Below are 16,467 nucleotides of genomic sequence, written 5' to 3' on the forward strand. Positions count from 1 at the left end.
CAGCGCAGGCGAGCATAGAGGGTTCACCGCCTTCGGCGGACCCCTGAAGCGCTGGGTGTCGGCAGGGGCGCGGCTCCGTGCCGCCTCGAACCATCGCCTCGTCGGTCCGGAGTTCTCTCCCGCCAATCTCAGCAGCCATCCGATTTCCGGGACGACCGGCGGGCGCTAGCTTGGGTCCGATCGTGCCCACGGTGCTAGTGCCGACGGCTCCGTCCGGCCCGAGCAGGTCCTGGTCCTTTCCGGGCCGCTGCCGGGCCGGATATTGAAACTGGTGGAGAAACTGAAACATGAAATCCAGAACCGACCGGCCCGCCAATACGGAAAGTCGCGCGGCGGCGCACCAGCGGCAACGGCCCGCCGCCCACGAGTCCGGGCAACACGCCCCCGCAGCATCTTCCGTCCAGCGCTTTCAGCGGATGGCCGATCAATTCGCGGAGAAGCGTGGCGCCACCGTCCAGCGCGTGATCACCATTCCCACGGAGCCGAGGAGTCCGATGTCCTGGGGCGAGGCTTATCTGGCCCATGTTTATCCCCGCAGGCGGGAAATCATGGAGAACACCGGCGCCTCGGAGTCCGCCATTCTGGATGCCTTGCAACGCTACGACAGAGGCGGCGTGAGCTTCAGTTCAATAGAGAAAATGTTGGAAATACTGCGGCAGGAACTTGTGATCGAACGCCTCGAGAGGACACGTGCGGGAATTGAGGAAGGATCGGACGATGATGGCTCGACCCATTCGCAGGGATTTGACGAGGATGACGCGTCAAGCTCGAGCGGCGAGGAGCCCTACGAGAGCAAGGAGCCGATCGAGAGCAAGGAGGCTGAGCCTGAGCCGCGCGACCCGGTCGACGTGCTGGAGGACACGGTGATCTTTGGCGCGCGCCATGAGGTCATCGATCGGGGCGCGCATTTTGTGCTCTACCGCTCGATCGAGGATGGGGAACTGGCGAAATTGAAGGAAACCATCGGCAAGACGGGACTTCCGCTTTTCACTTTCAAGGAAGGGAAGAAGGGGAAAGCAGAAAAGATGTTCGCCCCGAACAAGGCTTATGTGGTCGAGAGCATGGGCGAGAAGGGCAAGCGCGCCAATCTGCTGGAGATCATTGTGGACCGGAAGGCCATCGACGCATTGATCTACAACCCGAAGTACGCGACCTACCAGAATGACGAGAATGATTTCGTGGGAAGAATGGATCTGAAACGAGGGAGTCCTTCGAAGCCCTCATCCATTACTTTGAAGAGAGAATCTCCGAAGAAGAAAAAGACCCTCAGCTACACCTCCATCAATATCGGATTCCGACTTCACGACAATTCGCTTGGGGAACTCGCCAAATACATCGTTGCGATCAACCTGATCGAGAAGAAATACAACGTCAAGGAGGCGACGGACACCTTGAGATATATCGCCTGAGCCGGCCCAACGCATAACCCAGACAAGCGCTGGAGTGACGGCGTGATTACATTGGAACCAGTGTTCGGCGAGGCACCAGCCATGCCGCCTTTCATCTATGCCGCGGCTCAGTTGCCTCGGGCGATGCTTCCTCAACACCCTCGAGCGGCTCGGGCCGGAAGGTGGCGAGGGATGGCTCGTGCAAGCCGGCGTCGGTGGAACGGGACGCCAGGGCGGCGTCCGCCATGCGCCGGGCGTCGACCTGCGCGCACCATTCCTTCGCCATCTGCCGACGGCTGCGCGGATAGGTGTCTTCCAGGAACTCGACCTTGGAGATCCGGTCCGCCCTGAACAACCGGAAGTCCTGCCGCAACTCGCACCAGCCGGCGATGAAGCGCTGGGACTGGACGAAGCCCAGCACGACCGGCCAGATGATGCTGATGCGCTCGGTCCGGCTGCCGTCCTGGTCCATGTAGGCGATGCGCATCTTGCGCTGCTCGCGCATGGCCTGCCGCACTCTTGCCAGATCGAGCCCCGACTCGTCCTCGCGCTCGCGGGCGACGTACATGGAGTCGTCGTCCAGTACGCGCAGCGCGTCGGGCGGCAGCACGCCGCCGATCTTGGCCAGCGCGTTCTGGGCCGCGAGCGCGAGCGCATCGTCCGTCTGGCGGCTCACCCATTGCGCGCCGACCACCAAGGCCTGGATTTCCTCGGTGGTGAACGACATGGGGGGCAGCAGGAAGCCGGGACGGAGGATGTAGCCGATACCGGCCTCGCCCTGGATGTCCGCGCCCATGGTCTGCAGGGTCGCGATGTCACGCCGGATCGTGCGCAGCGACACGCCGGTTTCCTGAGCGAGCGTCTGGCCTGACACCGTTCCGCGGTGCCGGCGCAAGACCTGCATGAGATCGAACAATCGGTGGCTGCGGGTCACGTCTACTCCATGGCAACGAGGCCCTTTCCGTTGAGCTTCTTGCCTGCCTCCAGGTCGGTGAGCAGGCGGATGGCATCGCTCAAGGGCACGATCTGCGCGACGGGCAGGCGCAGTGTGCCTTCTCCGGCGGCCCGGGCCAGGCCATCGAGGACCTCGGCCCGGGGCGAACAAACAATGGGCTTGAGCCGCCGGTTCAGGATTGCGCGCAGGAACTTGGCCGGGGTCGGGTCGATGTCGAGGAACACGCCGTTCTTGCGCAGCAGGCCCAGGCCTTCGGCCACCGTCATGGTGCCCGCCGTGTCGTAGACGACGTCGTAGCGCTCCTCGAGGTCGGCGACCCGGGTGGTGCGGTAGTCGTGGACCGCGATCACGCCCAGGGCGCGGGCGCGCTCCATGGCGTCCGCGCCGCAGATGCCGGACACCGTCGCCCCCCATCGGCGTGCGAGCTGCACGGAGGCCTCGCCCACGGCGCCGGTGCAGCCGTTGATGAGCACGTGCATGCCGGGCTTCAGCCGGGCCTTGTCGACCAGGCCGTTCCAGGCCGTCACGCCCGGTGTGCCCACGCACGCCGCCTCCTCGAACGTCACATTGCGAGGCTTCTTTGCCAGGAAGGCGTCGCTCGTGATGACGGCTGGCGCGAGCGCGCCGCTTTCCTTGATGCGGGCGGAACCGAAGACGGCGTCGCCGCGCTTGAATCGGGTGACGCCGGGCCCGACCGCGGTCACCACGCCGGAGAAGTCACTGCCCATGGCGCGCGGAAAGGCCTTTCCGGTCACCAGCTTCAAGTGGCCATTGCGGATCTTCCAGTCAACGGGGTTGATCGCTGCGAACTTCACGTCGACGGCGACTTCGCCCTTGGCGGGCGCAGCAAGCCGGAAGTCCGCGAGCCTCATGCCGCCTGAGCCGCCGTACTGGTCGTATTGGATGCGCTTCATTGCGGGCCGGTCCTTCGCGGCGACGCTTCGACAGGGGACTGATGGACCGCCTGGACGGCGGCGGGGACGGGGTGCATGGTGGGCTCCGGTCAGGTGGGGGAAGCCCAATGTAGGAAAACATGGTGCCAGTTCCCGGCACCATCCGCCCCGCCTCGGGCGGCTTGGCGCGCCAGCGGCGCCCGAGCATCGATCCATTCCAGAAACGCATAACCCCGCCGAGCACGCGAGTTACGGCGTGATTACATTGGAACCAGTGTTCGGCGAGGCACCAGCCATGGCGTGCGGCATTGGGTCAGCTCCGCGGTCTTCTCCTCTGTCAGGCAGAGCGGGAAGCCACCGGATCGGAGCTGACCCAATTCCGCTTTTCATATCCTCAAATTGGGAATCGCCATGAACCGACCTGTAATGGAAGGCTTGCGCCTGAACGTGCCGGCTTACGTGAAACACCAGCGCCTGATCGCCTGGGTCGCCGAGATCGCCGCGCTCACCGAAGCCAAGGACGTCTACTGGTGCGACGGCAGCCAGGCCGAGTACGACCGCCTGTGCCAGCAGCTCGTCGACGCCGGCACCTTCCAGAAGCTGAACCCGGCCAAGCGCCCGGGCAGCTACCTCGCCTGGAGCGACCCCAGCGACGTCGCCCGCGTCGAGGACCGCACCTTCATCTGCACGAAGAACAAGCTCGACGCCGGCCCGACCAACAACTGGATGGAACCGGCCGAGATGCGCGCGCTGCTGCAGACCGGTGACCAGGCGCTGTTCAAGGGCGCGATGCGCGGCCGCACGCTGTACGTGGTGCCGTTCTCGATGGGCCCGATCGGCTCCCCGATCGCCCACATCGGCGTCGAGCTGTCTGACAGCCCCTATGTCGCCGCGAACATGCGCATCATGACCCGCATGGGTCGCGCGGTCCTGGACACGCTGGGCGACAACGGCGAGTTCGTGCCTTGCGTCCACACCGTCGGCGCGCCGCTCGAACCAGGACAGGCCGACGTCAAGTGGCCCTGCAACAAGACCAAGTACATCGTCCATTACCCCGAGACGCGCGAGATCTGGTCCTACGGCTCCGGCTACGGCGGCAACGCGCTGCTGGGCAAGAAGTGCTTCGCGCTGCGCATCGCCTCGACCATGGGCCGCGACCAGGGCTGGCTGGCCGAGCACATGCTGGTGCTGGGCGTCACCTCGCCCGAAGGCAAGAAGCATCACGTCGCGGCCGCCTTCCCGAGCGCCTGCGGCAAGACCAACTTCGCGATGCTGATCCCGCCGGCCGGCTTCGAGGGCTGGAAGGTCACCACCATCGGCGACGACATCGCCTGGATCAAGCCCGGCAAGGACGGCCGCCTGTACGCGATCAACCCGGAAGCGGGCTACTTCGGCGTCGCCCCGGGCACGAACTCGCTGACCAACCCGAACTGCATGGCCAGCCTGGACAAGGACGTCATCTTCACCAACGTCGCGCTGACCGACGATGGCGACGTCTGGTGGGAAGGCATGACCGACACGCCGCCCGCGCACCTGATCGACTGGCAAGGCAAGGACTGGACGCCCGCGATCGCCAAGGAAACCGGCGCCAAGGCCGCGCATCCGAACGCGCGCTTCACCGTCGCGGCGACCAACAACCCGGCGCTGGACGCCGAGTGGGACAACCCCGCCGGCGTGCCGATCGACGCCTTCATCTTCGGCGGGCGCCGCTCGACCACCGTGCCGCTGGTGACCCAGGCGCGCGACTGGACCGAAGGCGTCTACATGGCCGCCACCATGGGGTCGGAAACCACCGCCGCGGCCGCCGGCCAGCAGGGCGTCGTGCGCCGCGACCCGTTCGCGATGCTGCCCTTCATGGGCTACAACATGGCCGACTACTTCCAGCACTGGCTGACGCTGGGCGCCAAGCTCGCCCAGTCCGGCGCGAAGCTGCCGGCGATCTTCTGCGTCAACTGGTTCCGCAAGGGCGCCGACGGCAAGTTCGTCTGGCCCGGCTACGGCGAGAACATGCGCGTGCTGAAGTGGATGCTCGAACGCGTGGACGGCCAGGGCCAAGGCGTCGAACACGCCTTCGGCACCAGCCCGCGCTACGAGGACCTGAACTGGCAGGGCTTGGCCTTCACCCCGGAACAGTTCAAGACCGTCACCCAGATCTCGAACGAGGACTGGGCGACCGAGCTCAAGCTGCACGACGAGCTCTTCACCCAGCTGGCCCAGGGCCTGCCGGCCGAGTTGCCGGCCACCAAGGCCAGAATCGAACAGCGCCTGGCCCAGGCCTGATCGACGGCGGGCCACCCGGCCCGCTGCCCCGCAAAAGGGGCGGTGCCTTCATCGGCACCGCAAAAGGCGAAGCCCGCTCGAAGCGATTCGAAGCGGGCTCTTGTTTTGCTCGGCCTGGAGCGCCTTTCGAGGAGAGCCTGCGCTCACCTTACGAGGGTTCCTGGCTTCGCGACCGGGCCTGTACGGCGCCCGGTGGGACGGCGTGTCAGCCGTTGCGACGGGCGTTGGCGGCGCGCAGTTCAGCGGCGAAGGAGGGCATGCTCTCTTCGTACTGGGCGGCGAGGGCCAGCAACTCGCGCTCGGCGCGGGCCATCTTGGCGGACTCGATGCGGGCCTTCACGTTAGTGATGGTGCGGGCCCAGACGCGGGCACCGATGGTGGCGAACGTGCCGCCGCGACGCACCGTGCGGCTCAGCGGCAGACCGAAGGTTTGGGTAGCGACGCTCATGGCGATTTCCTTTGATTGGCTTGGTTGTGCGGCTCTGTAGAACCGACGGAACGAACTATAGGGTTTCCCCTAGACATGACGCCAATGAAAGATGGGCATCGAATGTATAAACGCCGTGCATATCATTGCGCGGCCCGCGTTCCGACCGTGACCGGCATCACGGTGTGCACCGCCAAGCGCGAAGGAATGCGCAATTCGCGCCGGGGCTCACCCGTTGGAGTGCCGTCGTAGGCGGGCATCGCCGCAGCGATGTGCGCGCGTTTCCCGTGAAGAAGTGCCTGCTTTGGAGGGGCCCCCCGTGAGCTTCCGCAACCTGGATCTCAACCTGCTGAAGGTCTTCGACGCCGTGATGGCGGAGCGCTCGATGACCCGGGCCGCGGAGCGGCTGTCGATGACCCAGCCCGCGGTCAGCCATGCGCTCAAGCGCCTGCGCGAGGCGCTGGGCGAGGACCTGTTCGTGCGCCAGGCCTTCGGGATGAAGCCCACGTCCCGCGCCGAGGGCCTGTGGCCCGAGGTCCGGTCGGCCCTGACGCGGCTGCGGGTGGCGCTCGATCCGGGCGACTATCAGCCGGGCTCGGAGGAATACACCTTCCGGCTGGCCATGGCCGACGCCACCGCGGCGCTGATCCTGCCGCCGCTGATGCAGCAGCTGGAGCGGCTGCGCGCGCTGGCCAATGTCCATGTGCTGCCGCTGACGACCCGCGATCCCCGCTCGCTGCTGGAGCAGGGCGAGGCCGACTTCGCGCTGGGCTACTTTCCGACCGCCGTCGCCGCGCTCAAGGGGCAGGGCGACATGGCGGCCATCCGCCAGCAGCGGCTGTATGACTCGTACTACGTCTGCGTGATGCGGCGGGGTCATCCGCTGGCGGACCAGGAACTGACGCTGGACGCCTTCTGCCAGGCGCATCACCTGCTGGTGAGCTTCTCCGGCCGGCCTTACGGTTTCGTCGACGAAGCGCTGGCGGCGCTCAAGCGCAGCCGCCGAATCGCGCTGACGGTCAACCAGTTCTTCACCGCCGGACGGGTGGTCGCGCATTCCGACCTGCTGACGGTGCTCCCCCAATCCTTCATCACCGCCACCGGTTACCAGGACGCGCTGATCTACCGGCCGCTGCCGATGCAGCTCTCGCCGGTGCACGTGGACCTGCTCTGGCACCTGCGCAATGAAGACCGCAGCGCCCAGCGCTGGATGCGCGAACGGCTGATCGAATCGGTCGCGCCCGGCGACAATCGCGCCCCATGAGCATTGCCCACGACCTTTCCGACGCCGAGTTCGACGAACTCGACGACCTTCTCGCCGCCACGCCCGCGCCGCTCGAGCCGCTCGATGCCTCGATGCTGGACGGCTACCTGGCCGGCGTGCTGGTGCAGCCGCGCCTGATCCCGATCGAGGAGTGGCTGCCACCGGTCTTCGACTACGAAGGCCGCCCGCTACCTGACGATGTCGACCCCGCCTGGCTCGCCCGCATCCGCTCGCTGGTGGAGCGCCGCTTCGCCTCGCTGAACCACAGCATGCTGGAGCAGGGCTGGTTCTATCCGCTGGTGCTGGATCTGGACGCCGAGGAGGCGACCGAAGGCGAGGGCGGCGAGAGGAGCGGTGAGGCCGAGGAGCAGGCCGAGGAGCAGGCGCAAGACGCCGTCGAGGCCGCCGCGGAGATCGCGGCCGCCGAAGGCATCGATCCCGACGCGGTGACGTTGCCAGAGGATCCGATCACCCGCGCGCTGCTGCCGTGGGTCGGTGGCTTCGAATACGCCGCGGTGACCTTCCCTGAGCTGCACGAGCAGGCCGACGACAACGTCAACGCGCTGCTGGCCCGTCTGTACCGCCACCTGCCGGCCGAGACGCCGGAGGAGCGGGAGGTCGTCGAGCTGCTGGATCGCGAGCATCCGCTGAAGAACATCGACGAGGCGATCGAGGACCTGATCCTGACCGTGGTCGACCTGCAGGAAGCGACCGAGTCGCAGCGGTATCACGTCGAGCAGGTCCGCCGCGACGCCCCCAAGCTGGGTCGCAATGATCCCTGCCACTGCGGCTCGGGCAAGAAGTTCAAGAACTGCCACGGCGCGGCCTGATCGCCTCGCGCGGGGCCGCGGTCGCTGACGCGCGCGGCGCTCAGGCGCCGCCGCTGAACTGGTCGAGGCTGAGCGCGCGCGACGCGGCCTCGAGCCGTGCGACGTCGCCTCCAAGCAGGCGTGTCGCTTCCCGGGCGGCGCCCAGCACCGCCTCACAAGCCGCCAGCATCGTCGTCGGAGGCGACAGGCGGATCCGCGGTCCGGAAACCGCGATCGCCCCGTGTGCCCGTCCGTCGGCCGCCAGCACCGGTGCGGCGACCGAGGCGGTGTCCGGCTCGCGCTCGCCGTAGGAATCGGCCCAGGCCCGCGCCCGGATCGCCTCAAAGCCGGCGCTCCGGTCCTCCGAGAACGCGCACAGCACCTTGCCCGAGGCGCCTTGGCGCAAGGCGTACTGCTGGCCCACCGCCACCGCGGCGCGCACCGAACGCGCGGGCTCCCAGCGGTAGAGCGCGATGCGGGCGTCGCCGTGCCGGACGTAGAAGGACGCCGTCTCGCCGGTGTCGGCGCTCAGCTGCTTGAGCAGCGGCTCCACCGCCGGCCCGACCTGGAACGAGCGCTGGTAGATCGTCGCCAGCCGCAGGGGCGCCGGGCCGATGGCGTACTGGCCATCCGACAGCCGGCGCACGAAGCCGCCGTGTTCCAGCGCACCGAGCAGCCGCAGCACCGTGCTCTTGTAGAGATCGGTCCGGCGCGCCAGCTCTGCCAGCGACAGGCTGTCGTCGTCCTGACCGAAGGCCCCCAGAAGAGCGAAGGCGCGGTCGAGCACCGCCACCCCGCTGGAGTCGGCGTCCGCTGACGAGCCCCCTCCATCGGCGGGTTCCGGGGGGCGGGCGGGGGCGGTCTTGCGGTCAGCCATGGGTATTCCCTCGTAATTCCCTTGTCCCAGGCCCTGTTCGGGCGGATCAAGTCGTCCTAAAGTTCTATCAGACAAATCAACGTTCTGTCAGATAGAACTTTCACCAACGCATGCGGACACAACGCAGGCATGCGCGACGGAGCCCACCATGAGCCTTTCCCCGCTGCGCGGCGTGCGCGTGCTGGACCTGACGAACGTCCTCGCGGGCCCATTCGCCTGCCACCAACTGGCCCACCTGGGCGCCGATGTCATCAAGGTCGAGGCGCGCGAAACCGGCGACCTGGCCAGGCAACTCGGTGCCGACGCGGCGCTCAACCGGGCGCGGATGGGCGCGTCCTTCCTGGCCCAGAACCCGGGCAAGCGCTCAATCACCATCGACCTCAAGCGCCCGGCCGGCCAGGCGGTGTTCCGCAAGCTGGTCGCGACTGCCGACGTGCTGGTCGAGAACTTCCGGCCCGGCGTGATGCAGCGGCTGGGCGTCGGTTTCGAGGCGCTTCGTCTGATCCAGCCGCGGCTCGTCTACTGCGCGATCTCCGGTTTCGGCCAGGACGGCCCGCTGCGCGACCTGCCGGCCTACGACCAGATCATCCAGGGCATGTCCGGGATGATGAGCATCACCGGCGACGCGGCGACGGCGCCGCTGCGCGTCGGCCATCCGGTCGCCGACACGATCGGCGGCCTGACCGCCGCGATGGCGATCGCCGCGGCGCTGGCGGACCGTGACCGCGATGAGGCCGTCTTCATCGACGTCTCCATGCTCGAGGCCGCGATGGCGACGATGGGCTGGGCGGTGTCGAACCTGCTGGTCGCGGGCCAGGAGCCGCGCCCGATGGGCAACGACAACGTGACGGCCAGTCCGTCCGGCGCCTTCCGCACCGGCGACGGGCTGCTGAACATCGCGGCCAACAAGCAGGAGCAGTTCGAGGCCGTCTGCGACGTGGCCGGCCATCCCGAGTGGAAGACCGATCCGCGCTTCGTCGATCGCCAGGCGCGGCTGCAGCATCGGGCCGAACTCAAGCAGCGGCTCGAGGCCGCATTGGCCGCCCGGCCGGCCAGCGACTGGTGGCAGCGCCTCAACGAGGCCGGCGTGCCGGCGGGGCCGGTGCTGTCGGTGAAGGCGGCGCTCGAGCAGCCGCAGATCGCGCAGCGCGGCCTGGTCGAGCGCTTCGAGGACGTGCCCGGCGTCGGCCGCGACATCCACGTGCTGCGCACCGGCTTCAAGCTCAATGGCGAGGCGCCGTCGGTGGACCGGCCGCCGCCGCGGCTCGGCGAGCACACCGGCGCCATCCTGGAGGAACTCGGCTACGGCGCCGCCGAGCGGGCGGCATTGATCGAGGAGAAGGCGGTATGAGCGGGCAGGAATTTCCGGCGGCGGATGGCGACGCGCAGGCGCCCGCTCGCGATCCGCGCGTGGCGGACTGGTGGCGGACGTCGATCATCGAGATGTCGCCCGGCGTGATCCGTTACCGCGGCCATGCGATCGAGGACCTGATCGGGCAGGTCAGCTTCGCGCAGATGATCTGGCTGATGACGCGCGGCGAGCTGCCCGGCGCGGAGCAGGCCCAGTTGCTGGACATGGCGCTGATGGCGGCGGTCGACCACGGGCCGCAAGCGCCGAGCATCGCGATCGCGCGCATGGCGGCCACCTGCGGCGTGGGCCTGAACAACGCGATGGCGTCGGCGATGAATGTGCTGGGCGACGTGCATGGCGGCGCGGGCGAGCAATGCGTGGAGATGCTGCAGTCGATCGCGGCGCGGATGGACGCCGGCGCGACGCTGGAGGCCGCCGTCGCCGCGGGCCTGGACGAGGCCATCGCGCTGCGGGGCAAGTTCGTCTCGGGCTTCGGCCACCGCTTCCACCCGGTGGATCCGCGCGCGCCGCGGCTGCTGGCGCTGGTGGACGAAGCCGCGCAGCTCGGCGTGGTGTCGGGCCGTTTCGCGTCGATCGGGCGCGCGGTCGAGGCCGAGCTGCAATGGCGCAAGGACGGCCGGCGCATCCCGATGAACATCGACGGCGCGACAGCCGTGATCTACGCCGAACTCGGCTTCCCGGCGCCGCTGGCGCGCGGCCTGTTCTGCCTGTCGCGCTCGGTCGGCATCCTGGCTCACGCGTGGGAGCAGACGCAGCAGGGCGGCCGCAACAAGGGTCCGATGCCGCGCGACTACCTCTGGACCTACGACGGCCCGCCGCCCGTCAGACCTCGATGACGAGCTCGGGCCGGTAGTCTTCCTGCTCGCCCTTGCTCGCGTAACCCAGCGGGTTCGCGACGACCCGGCAGCGGTGCGGCAGCTCGCCGCGCGGGCCGGAGGGCGACTCGACGACATAGTCGTGGGCGCAGTGCAGGTGACCGTGCAGCCACAGGTCGGCGAAGGGGAGCAGCTCGTCGAGCGAGTTGCAGAAACCCGCGGTGCCCGGCGTCAGCCCATAGCGCGGATCGGCGCTGCGCAGGCTCGGCGCGTAGTGGGTGACGGCCACCGTCTTGCCGTCGAACGGGACGGCCAGCGCCGCACGCAGCCAGGCCTGGCAGTCCAGCGCGAGTTCCCGCTGCCCCTCGGCCAGCAGGTGCCGACTGTCGACCAGCGTCGAGTAGCGGCGCAGGTAGAAATTCGCGGCGCGGAAGGCCTTCTCGCGCGCCGCCAGCTGTTTCGTCACGGTGGCTTCGCGCGCGGCCAGCGCGTCGAAGTCGGCCCACAGCGTGGTGCCGATGAAGCGCACGTCGCCGATGACGATCTGCTCGCGGTCCAGCCACTCGATGCCGAGGTCGGCACAGGTCTGGCGCAGCCGCGCCTGGGCGGTGGCGAACTCGAGGCCGTCGTACTCGTGGTTGCCCGGGACGTAGAGCACGCGCCGCCATGGCGCGTCCGCGCGCCGCGGCGAGAAGCGGCCCAGGCCGAAGTCGTCGGTCACCAGCCGCGAGCCCGCCTGGTACGAGCCGACGTCGCCTGCCAGCACCAGCAGATCGACATCGGGCGCGGCGACGGTCTGGAAGTCGGTCTGGCGCTCGAGGTGGAGGTCGGAGATCAGTTGCAGGCGCACGGCGGAGGGGCGGTTGGGCGGATGGCGGAGGAAGGGTCCGGGAACGCGGCCCGGGCGGCTCGCGACCGGCCGGGGAGCCCGCATTGTCCAACGTCAATTCAGCCGCGGCCTGCGCCCAGGGTGCGGCTTTCCAGAGAGCGCTCTGTGCCACACTGCCCCGCGGCCGGTCGTCGGCCGACAGAGAGGGACACCGCCATGAAGATCCTGGTCGCCGTCGATGGCAGCACTTATTCCAAGCGCATGCTGGCTTATCTCTCCGCCCACGACGAATGGCTGGGCGGAGCCCACGACTACACGGTGGTGCACGTGGTGGCCGGCGTGCCGCCCCGCGCGGCCGCGGTGCTCGACAAGGCCGTGCTGGCCGATTACTACCAGGAAGAGGCGGAGAAGGTGCTCAAGCCGATCCGTGCCTTCATGGACAAGCGCGGCATCAAGGCCCAGTACGTCGTCAAGACCGGTCACGCGTCGGATGCGATCACCGCTGTGGCGGAAAAGGGCCGCTTCGACCTGCTGATGATGGGCTCGCACGGCCACACGGCGCTGGGCAAGCTGGTGCTGGGCTCGGTCGCCACCAAGGTGATGGCCCACAGCGACGTGCCGGTGCTGCTGATCCGCTGACACCGCCCGGCCCAACGAAAAAGGCGCCCGACGGGGCGCCTTGTCGATTCATCCGCGGCGGGCCGCCATCCAGGACAGCGGCGAGCTGACCGTCGCCGGCGGTGCGGCTTCGGACTCCAGGCCGTAGTCGCTGCGCCGGAAGTCCTCGTACTCGCTGTCGTCGCCGAAGCTCGCTTCCATGCCGAACGCGGTCCCCATGTCGGCCGGTTCCGGCTCTCGCGCGGCACTGGGGCGACGGAAAAGGCTCAGGGCGGAGGTGATGCGCATGATGGACCTCGTCGAAAAGCACGGGGTGGTTCCGCCGCCCGGTGCCGATGCGGAGCGCCGCGCGGTGAGCCCCAGTTTGCGCGCCTTCGTCTTCGGGAGAATCCCCAGATCGCGGGTGCTCCGGAATCGTGTTCACAAATACACACAGATTGGGGTGACCCCGCCACAGCTGAGGCGGAATAACCACGCACCCCACTTAGGTGTGATCCCCCCCTCAATCGGGGGTGACTATGCTCCGGGCCTTCCCTAATACCTCCGCCGCCTGGCCCCCCTCATGTCCCCGCTGATCCACAAGTCGATGACCTGGGCCATCGTCAGCAGCGTCGTGCTGACCTCGGCGTGGCTGGCGAGCTCCGTCCAGGACAAGCACGAGCGTGGCGGTTTCCGCCTGCACCTGGCCCAGCAAGGCGCCGCGCCGGCATCGGCCGTCCCGGCCGCCCAGCTCCAGCCCCAGACCAAGATCCAGCTGGCCGCGGTCAAGCGCTGACGCGCTGCGTCAACGCATCGACCCGCCGACCTCAGGCCGGCATCAACGCCTCCCGCGCGCCCCGCGCCAAGGCCTCGCCAATCTGATCCAGCAAGGCCGGCGGTGTCCCTCCTTCAGGGGCCGCGCGCCGGGGTTCTCCCCCGACGGCCGTCTCGCCGCCCAGCTTCCACTGGTGCCAGTACAGGGCGACCGCCACCTGCACCTCCGGCCGCAGCGCCACCAGCTCGCCGCTCGCGAGCAGCGGCCGCACCTGCAGCTCCGGCGCCACGCCCACCCCCCAGCCCATCCGCACCGCGTTCACGTAGCCCTCGCTGGACGGCACATAGCGCGCGTTCAGCCGCGCCGAGCGCAGGCCCATCGCTTGGCGGACCCACTGCTGCTGCGCGTCGTCCTTGCGGTTGAAGACCAGGAAGGGCACCTGCGCGAAGTTGGCCTCGCCCAGCCCATGGGGCAGCATCCGCGCGGCGAAGTCCGGGCTGGCGATGGCGATGTAGCGCATCACGCCCAGCGGCTGCGCGATGCAGCCGCGCAGCGCCTGCGGCACGGTGGTGACGCAGCCCAGCACCTCGCCCTGCCGCAGCCAGTCGTGGGTGAAGTCCTGGTCGTCGACGACCAGCTCCAGCCCGAAGCCCTCCCGCAGGCCGCGCTGCACCAGCGGGTCAAGCGCCGGCAGCACCCACGTCGCGAGGCTGTCGGCGTTCACCGCGATCGGCAGGCGCTCTGCCTGGGCCGACTGCACGCCCAGTTCCCGCACCACGTCCGAGCGCAGCGCCGCCAGTTGGCGGGCATAGCGCAGCAGGCGCTTGCCGGGCTCGGTCAGCCGCAGCGGCCGGGATCGCACGACCAGCAACTGGCCCACCTGCGCTTCCAGGTTGCGCAGGCGCTGCGAGACGGCGCTCTGCGTGATCGCCAGCGTCTCCGCGGCGCGCTCGAAGCTGCGCTCGTCGGCTAGCGCGGCCAGGCAGTCCAGCCCCGCGGCGTCCAGATCCTTCATCGAGATCTCCAAGGCTCTATTAGCAGCCCTAATGTATGCGCTGAGATATTAATCCTGCTTCATGGAATGACGGCGCCTAACCACAATCCGCTGCTCCACCCGCCCGCCCAAACACCCCCGATGTCGTCCCCCAGCGCAGCCCTGTTGCAAGGCTGGCTCACCGGAGCCGGCCTGATCGTCGCCATCGGCGCGCAGAACGCGCTGGTGCTGCGCCAGGGCCTGATGCGCCAGCACGTGGCGCCGGTGGTGCTGGTGTGCGCGCTGTCGGACATGCTGCTGATCTGGCTGGGCGTGTTCGGGCTGGGACGGCTGATCGCCGCGAGCCCGCTGCTGATGGAGGTCTTCCGCTGGGGCGGCGCGGCCTTCCTGCTGGCTTACGGCCTCAAGGCGGCGCTGCGGGCGATGTCGCCCCAGGCCGGCCTGCAGGCGCAGGCGGGCAGTGGCTCGCTGGGCGCGGTGCTAGGCAGCACGCTGGCGATGACCTACCTGAATCCCCACGTCTACCTGGACACCGTGGTGCTGCTGGGCACCGTCGGCGCGCAGCAGCCGGCCGGCATGCAGCTGCCCTTCGCGGCCGGCGCCTCGGTGGCGTCGTGGATGTGGTTCTCGCTGCTGGGCTTCGGCGCGGCGGCGGTGGCGGTGCCGTTGCGCCGCCCGGCGGTCTGGCGCAGCATCGATGCCTTGATCGCCCTCGTGATGGCCATCCTGGGACTGCAGCTGATCCTGCGCCCGCTGGCCTGAAGCCCGCCCCACGCTGCATCGAAGCGGAACCACAAGTTCACCTGGAGCTCTCCCATGAAGGTCATCGTCCTCGGCGCCGGCATCATCGGCATCCACACCGCCTGGTACCTGCTGGACCAGGGTCACGATGTCGTCGTCGTCGACCGCCAGCCCGATGCGGCGCTGGAAACCAGCTTCGCCAACGGCGCGCAGATCTCGGTCTGCTTCTGCGAGCCCTGGGCCAATGCCGGCGCGCCGTTCAAGGTCGCCAAGTGGCTGCTGAAGGACGATGCGCCGCTGCTGTTCCGCCCGCGGCTGGATCCGGCGCAATGGCGCTGGGGCCTGTCCTTCCTGGGCCAGTGCACGACGGCCGCGTTCGAGCGCAACGTCGAGCAGCTGGTGCGCCTGGGCCGCTACAGCCACGAGTCGCTGCAGGCGCTCGTCGCCGAGACCGGCATCCAGTACAACCGCCTGCAGAAGGGCATCCTGCACTTCTTCGGCAGCGAGACCGACTTCGAGGCCGGCGCGCAGGGCGCCGAGATCATGCGCCGTCACGGCGTCGACCGCCGGGTGCTGAGCCGCGACGAGGTCCTGGCGATCGAGCCGGCGCTGCGCTCGGCCCAGCACGCGGTCTTCGGCGGCACCTACACGCCCAGCGACGAATCCGGCGACGCGCGCGTCTTCACCCAGGCGCTGGCCAAGCTGGCCGAACGCCGCGGCGCGCAGTTCCTGTGGAACCACGACATCGTGACGCTGCAGCCGCAGGGCAACGAAGTCGCCGGCGTGCAGGTCCAGTCCCGCGAGACCGGCCAGACGCAATGGCTCAAGGGCGACGCCTACGTCGTGGCGCTGGCCTCCTACGCGCCCGGCCTGACCAAGCCGCTGGGCGAGCACCTCAACATCTATCCGGCCAAGGGCTACTCGGCCACGCTGCGGCTGAAGCGGCCGGAGCAGGCCAGCACCGTCAGCCTGCTGGACGACGCGCGCAAGATCGCGATCTCGCGCCTGGGCGACTTCGTCCGCATCGCCGGCACGGCCGAGCTGGTGGGCCTGGACACCAGCCTGGACAGCCCGACCTCCAAGGTGCGCTGCGAGTCGCTGGTGCGCCGCTACGAGGAGCTGTTCCCCGGCGTCGCCGACCTGTCCGAGCCGAACTACTGGACCGGCCTGCGGCCCAGCACGCCGACCAACGTGCCCTACATCGGGCGCAGCCAGAAGGCCTCGAACCTGTGGATCAACGCCGGTCACGGCACGCTGGGCTGGACGCACGGCGCGGGCTCCGGCCGCGCGCTGGCCGAGCTGATGAGCGGCAAGCGTCCGGACCTGGACTTCGGTTTCTACGGCGACGCGCTGCCGGCGCGCGCGGTGCGCAGCCTCCAGGCCGCCTGAGCGCCGGCCCGCCCGACCGGTGGAGCCCCTGCCGGCGTCATCGGCACGCCGGGACGCCGAAA

17 protein-coding genes are annotated in these 16,467 nt (G+C 68.8%); 10 read left to right on the forward strand and 7 right to left on the reverse strand.

The window, feature by feature from the left end; genetic code table 11:
• The first annotated feature begins 287 nt into the window (after nucleotides 1-287).
• Entirely contained in the window at nucleotides 288-1,409 is a 1,122-nt protein-coding gene (locus ACTJKJ_RS23190; protein ID WP_297379582.1) for a hypothetical protein, read from the forward strand.
• 91 nt (nucleotides 1,410-1,500) lie between these two features.
• Here ACTJKJ_RS23190 and ACTJKJ_RS23195 read toward each other — a convergent pair whose 3' ends face one another.
• Entirely contained in the window at nucleotides 1,501-2,322 is an 822-nt protein-coding gene (locus tag ACTJKJ_RS23195; RefSeq protein ID WP_321170151.1) for a YafY family protein, read from the reverse strand.
• A gap of 2 nt (nucleotides 2,323-2,324) precedes the next feature.
• Nucleotides 2,325-3,257, reverse strand: coding sequence for an NAD(P)-dependent alcohol dehydrogenase (locus ACTJKJ_RS23200; protein WP_440822355.1), 933 nt, complete (start codon nucleotides 3,255-3,257; stop codon nucleotides 2,325-2,327).
• A gap of 390 nt (nucleotides 3,258-3,647) precedes the next feature.
• On the opposite strand from ACTJKJ_RS23200, the gene ACTJKJ_RS23205 reads away from it, so the two are divergent.
• A complete protein-coding gene (locus ACTJKJ_RS23205; RefSeq protein WP_297379588.1) occupies nucleotides 3,648-5,516 on the forward strand; it encodes a phosphoenolpyruvate carboxykinase (GTP) in 1,869 nt (622 codons plus the stop codon).
• A gap of 205 nt (nucleotides 5,517-5,721) precedes the next feature.
• On the opposite strand, the gene ACTJKJ_RS23210 is transcribed toward ACTJKJ_RS23205, so the two are convergent.
• On the reverse strand, nucleotides 5,722-5,964 hold the full coding sequence (locus ACTJKJ_RS23210) for a hypothetical protein (protein WP_091729319.1): 243 nt from the start codon (nucleotides 5,962-5,964) through the stop codon (nucleotides 5,722-5,724).
• Between the two features lie 298 nt (nucleotides 5,965-6,262).
• On the opposite strand from ACTJKJ_RS23210, the gene ACTJKJ_RS23215 reads away from it, so the two are divergent.
• Both ACTJKJ_RS23215 and ACTJKJ_RS23220 read left to right on the forward strand, forming a co-directional pair.
• Nucleotides 6,263-7,207, forward strand: a complete 945-nt coding sequence (locus ACTJKJ_RS23215; RefSeq protein WP_091729316.1) for a LysR family transcriptional regulator — start codon at nucleotides 6,263-6,265, stop codon at nucleotides 7,205-7,207.
• Nucleotides 7,204-8,037 (forward strand): UPF0149 family protein, encoded by an 834-nt coding sequence (locus ACTJKJ_RS23220; protein WP_297379594.1) that lies wholly within the window; start codon nucleotides 7,204-7,206, stop codon nucleotides 8,035-8,037. Before ACTJKJ_RS23215 ends, ACTJKJ_RS23220 begins: the two co-directional genes overlap by 4 nt.
• A gap of 40 nt (nucleotides 8,038-8,077) precedes the next feature.
• Here the strand turns inward: ACTJKJ_RS23220 and ACTJKJ_RS23225 are convergent, their stop codons facing one another.
• On the reverse strand, nucleotides 8,078-8,893 hold the full coding sequence (locus ACTJKJ_RS23225; RefSeq protein WP_297379596.1) for an IclR family transcriptional regulator: 816 nt from the start codon (nucleotides 8,891-8,893) through the stop codon (nucleotides 8,078-8,080).
• Between the two features lie 148 nt (nucleotides 8,894-9,041).
• Here ACTJKJ_RS23225 and ACTJKJ_RS23230 point away from each other — a divergent pair, with 148 nt between their 5' ends.
• Together ACTJKJ_RS23230 and ACTJKJ_RS23235 are read left to right on the forward strand one after the other, a co-directional pair.
• Nucleotides 9,042-10,244 carry a CaiB/BaiF CoA transferase family protein gene (locus tag ACTJKJ_RS23230; RefSeq protein ID WP_297379599.1) on the forward strand — a complete coding sequence of 401 codons (1,203 nt, stop codon included), beginning with the start codon at nucleotides 9,042-9,044 and terminating at the stop codon, nucleotides 10,242-10,244.
• A complete protein-coding gene (locus ACTJKJ_RS23235; protein WP_440822359.1) occupies nucleotides 10,241-11,101 on the forward strand; it encodes a citryl-CoA lyase in 861 nt (286 codons plus the stop codon). Before ACTJKJ_RS23230 ends, ACTJKJ_RS23235 begins: the two co-directional genes overlap by 4 nt.
• Here the strand turns inward: ACTJKJ_RS23235 and ACTJKJ_RS23240 are convergent.
• Nucleotides 11,088-11,930 (reverse strand): metallophosphoesterase, encoded by an 843-nt coding sequence (locus ACTJKJ_RS23240; protein WP_440822361.1) that lies wholly within the window; start codon nucleotides 11,928-11,930, stop codon nucleotides 11,088-11,090. The genes ACTJKJ_RS23235 and ACTJKJ_RS23240 overlap by 14 nt on opposite strands.
• A gap of 195 nt (nucleotides 11,931-12,125) precedes the next feature.
• Here ACTJKJ_RS23240 and ACTJKJ_RS23245 point away from each other — a divergent pair, with 195 nt between their 5' ends.
• Nucleotides 12,126-12,548 carry a universal stress protein gene (locus tag ACTJKJ_RS23245; protein ID WP_091729294.1) on the forward strand — a complete coding sequence of 141 codons (423 nt, stop codon included), beginning with the start codon at nucleotides 12,126-12,128 and terminating at the stop codon, nucleotides 12,546-12,548.
• Between the two features lie 48 nt (nucleotides 12,549-12,596).
• Here ACTJKJ_RS23245 and ACTJKJ_RS23250 read toward each other — a convergent pair whose 3' ends face one another.
• Complete coding sequence (locus ACTJKJ_RS23250) at nucleotides 12,597-12,815, reverse strand: hypothetical protein (protein ID WP_297379604.1); 219 nt, start codon at nucleotides 12,813-12,815, stop codon at nucleotides 12,597-12,599.
• A 274-nt stretch (nucleotides 12,816-13,089) separates the two neighbouring features.
• Here ACTJKJ_RS23250 and ACTJKJ_RS23255 point away from each other — a divergent pair, with 274 nt between their 5' ends.
• Nucleotides 13,090-13,302, forward strand: a complete 213-nt coding sequence (locus ACTJKJ_RS23255; protein WP_091729289.1) for a hypothetical protein — start codon at nucleotides 13,090-13,092, stop codon at nucleotides 13,300-13,302.
• Between the two features lie 31 nt (nucleotides 13,303-13,333).
• Here ACTJKJ_RS23255 and ACTJKJ_RS23260 read toward each other — a convergent pair whose 3' ends face one another.
• Nucleotides 13,334-14,296 (reverse strand): LysR family transcriptional regulator ArgP, encoded by a 963-nt coding sequence (locus ACTJKJ_RS23260; protein WP_147241557.1) that lies wholly within the window; start codon nucleotides 14,294-14,296, stop codon nucleotides 13,334-13,336.
• A 120-nt stretch (nucleotides 14,297-14,416) separates the two neighbouring features.
• On the opposite strand from ACTJKJ_RS23260, the gene ACTJKJ_RS23265 reads away from it, so the two are divergent.
• Both ACTJKJ_RS23265 and ACTJKJ_RS23270 read left to right on the forward strand, forming a co-directional pair.
• A complete protein-coding gene (locus ACTJKJ_RS23265; RefSeq protein WP_183493231.1) occupies nucleotides 14,417-15,037 on the forward strand; it encodes a LysE/ArgO family amino acid transporter in 621 nt (206 codons plus the stop codon).
• Between the two features lie 54 nt (nucleotides 15,038-15,091).
• Nucleotides 15,092-16,405: a D-amino acid dehydrogenase gene (locus ACTJKJ_RS23270; RefSeq protein WP_440822365.1), complete on the forward strand. Its 1,314-nt coding sequence runs from the start codon at nucleotides 15,092-15,094 to the stop codon at nucleotides 16,403-16,405.
• The last annotated feature ends 62 nt before the right edge of the window (nucleotides 16,406-16,467 follow it).

Origin of the sequence: Roseateles sp. 22389, from assembly GCF_052044995.1 — a bacterium.
GTDB lineage: Bacteria > Pseudomonadota > Gammaproteobacteria > Burkholderiales > Burkholderiaceae_C > Roseateles.

Coding starts and splice junctions, on each gene's coding strand:
- ACTJKJ_RS23190 (WP_297379582.1), top strand. CDS start 288: ATGAAATCCAGAACCGACCGGCCCGCCAATACGGAAAGTCGCGCGGCG.
- ACTJKJ_RS23200 (WP_440822355.1), bottom strand. CDS start 3,257: ATGAAGCGCATCCAATACGACCAGTACGGCGGCTCAGGCGGCATGAGG.
- ACTJKJ_RS23205 (WP_297379588.1), top strand. CDS start 3,648: ATGAACCGACCTGTAATGGAAGGCTTGCGCCTGAACGTGCCGGCTTAC.
- ACTJKJ_RS23210 (WP_091729319.1), bottom strand. CDS start 5,964: ATGAGCGTCGCTACCCAAACCTTCGGTCTGCCGCTGAGCCGCACGGTG.
- ACTJKJ_RS23220 (WP_297379594.1), top strand. CDS start 7,204: ATGAGCATTGCCCACGACCTTTCCGACGCCGAGTTCGACGAACTCGAC.
- ACTJKJ_RS23225 (WP_297379596.1), bottom strand. CDS start 8,893: ATGGCTGACCGCAAGACCGCCCCCGCCCGCCCCCCGGAACCCGCCGAT.
- ACTJKJ_RS23230 (WP_297379599.1), top strand. CDS start 9,042: ATGAGCCTTTCCCCGCTGCGCGGCGTGCGCGTGCTGGACCTGACGAAC.
- ACTJKJ_RS23235 (WP_440822359.1), top strand. CDS start 10,241: ATGAGCGGGCAGGAATTTCCGGCGGCGGATGGCGACGCGCAGGCGCCC.
- ACTJKJ_RS23245 (WP_091729294.1), top strand. CDS start 12,126: ATGAAGATCCTGGTCGCCGTCGATGGCAGCACTTATTCCAAGCGCATG.
- ACTJKJ_RS23250 (WP_297379604.1), bottom strand. CDS start 12,815: ATGCGCATCACCTCCGCCCTGAGCCTTTTCCGTCGCCCCAGTGCCGCG.
- ACTJKJ_RS23255 (WP_091729289.1), top strand. CDS start 13,090: ATGTCCCCGCTGATCCACAAGTCGATGACCTGGGCCATCGTCAGCAGC.
- ACTJKJ_RS23260 (WP_147241557.1), bottom strand. CDS start 14,296: ATGAAGGATCTGGACGCCGCGGGGCTGGACTGCCTGGCCGCGCTAGCC.
- ACTJKJ_RS23265 (WP_183493231.1), top strand. CDS start 14,417: ATGTCGTCCCCCAGCGCAGCCCTGTTGCAAGGCTGGCTCACCGGAGCC.
- ACTJKJ_RS23270 (WP_440822365.1), top strand. CDS start 15,092: ATGAAGGTCATCGTCCTCGGCGCCGGCATCATCGGCATCCACACCGCC.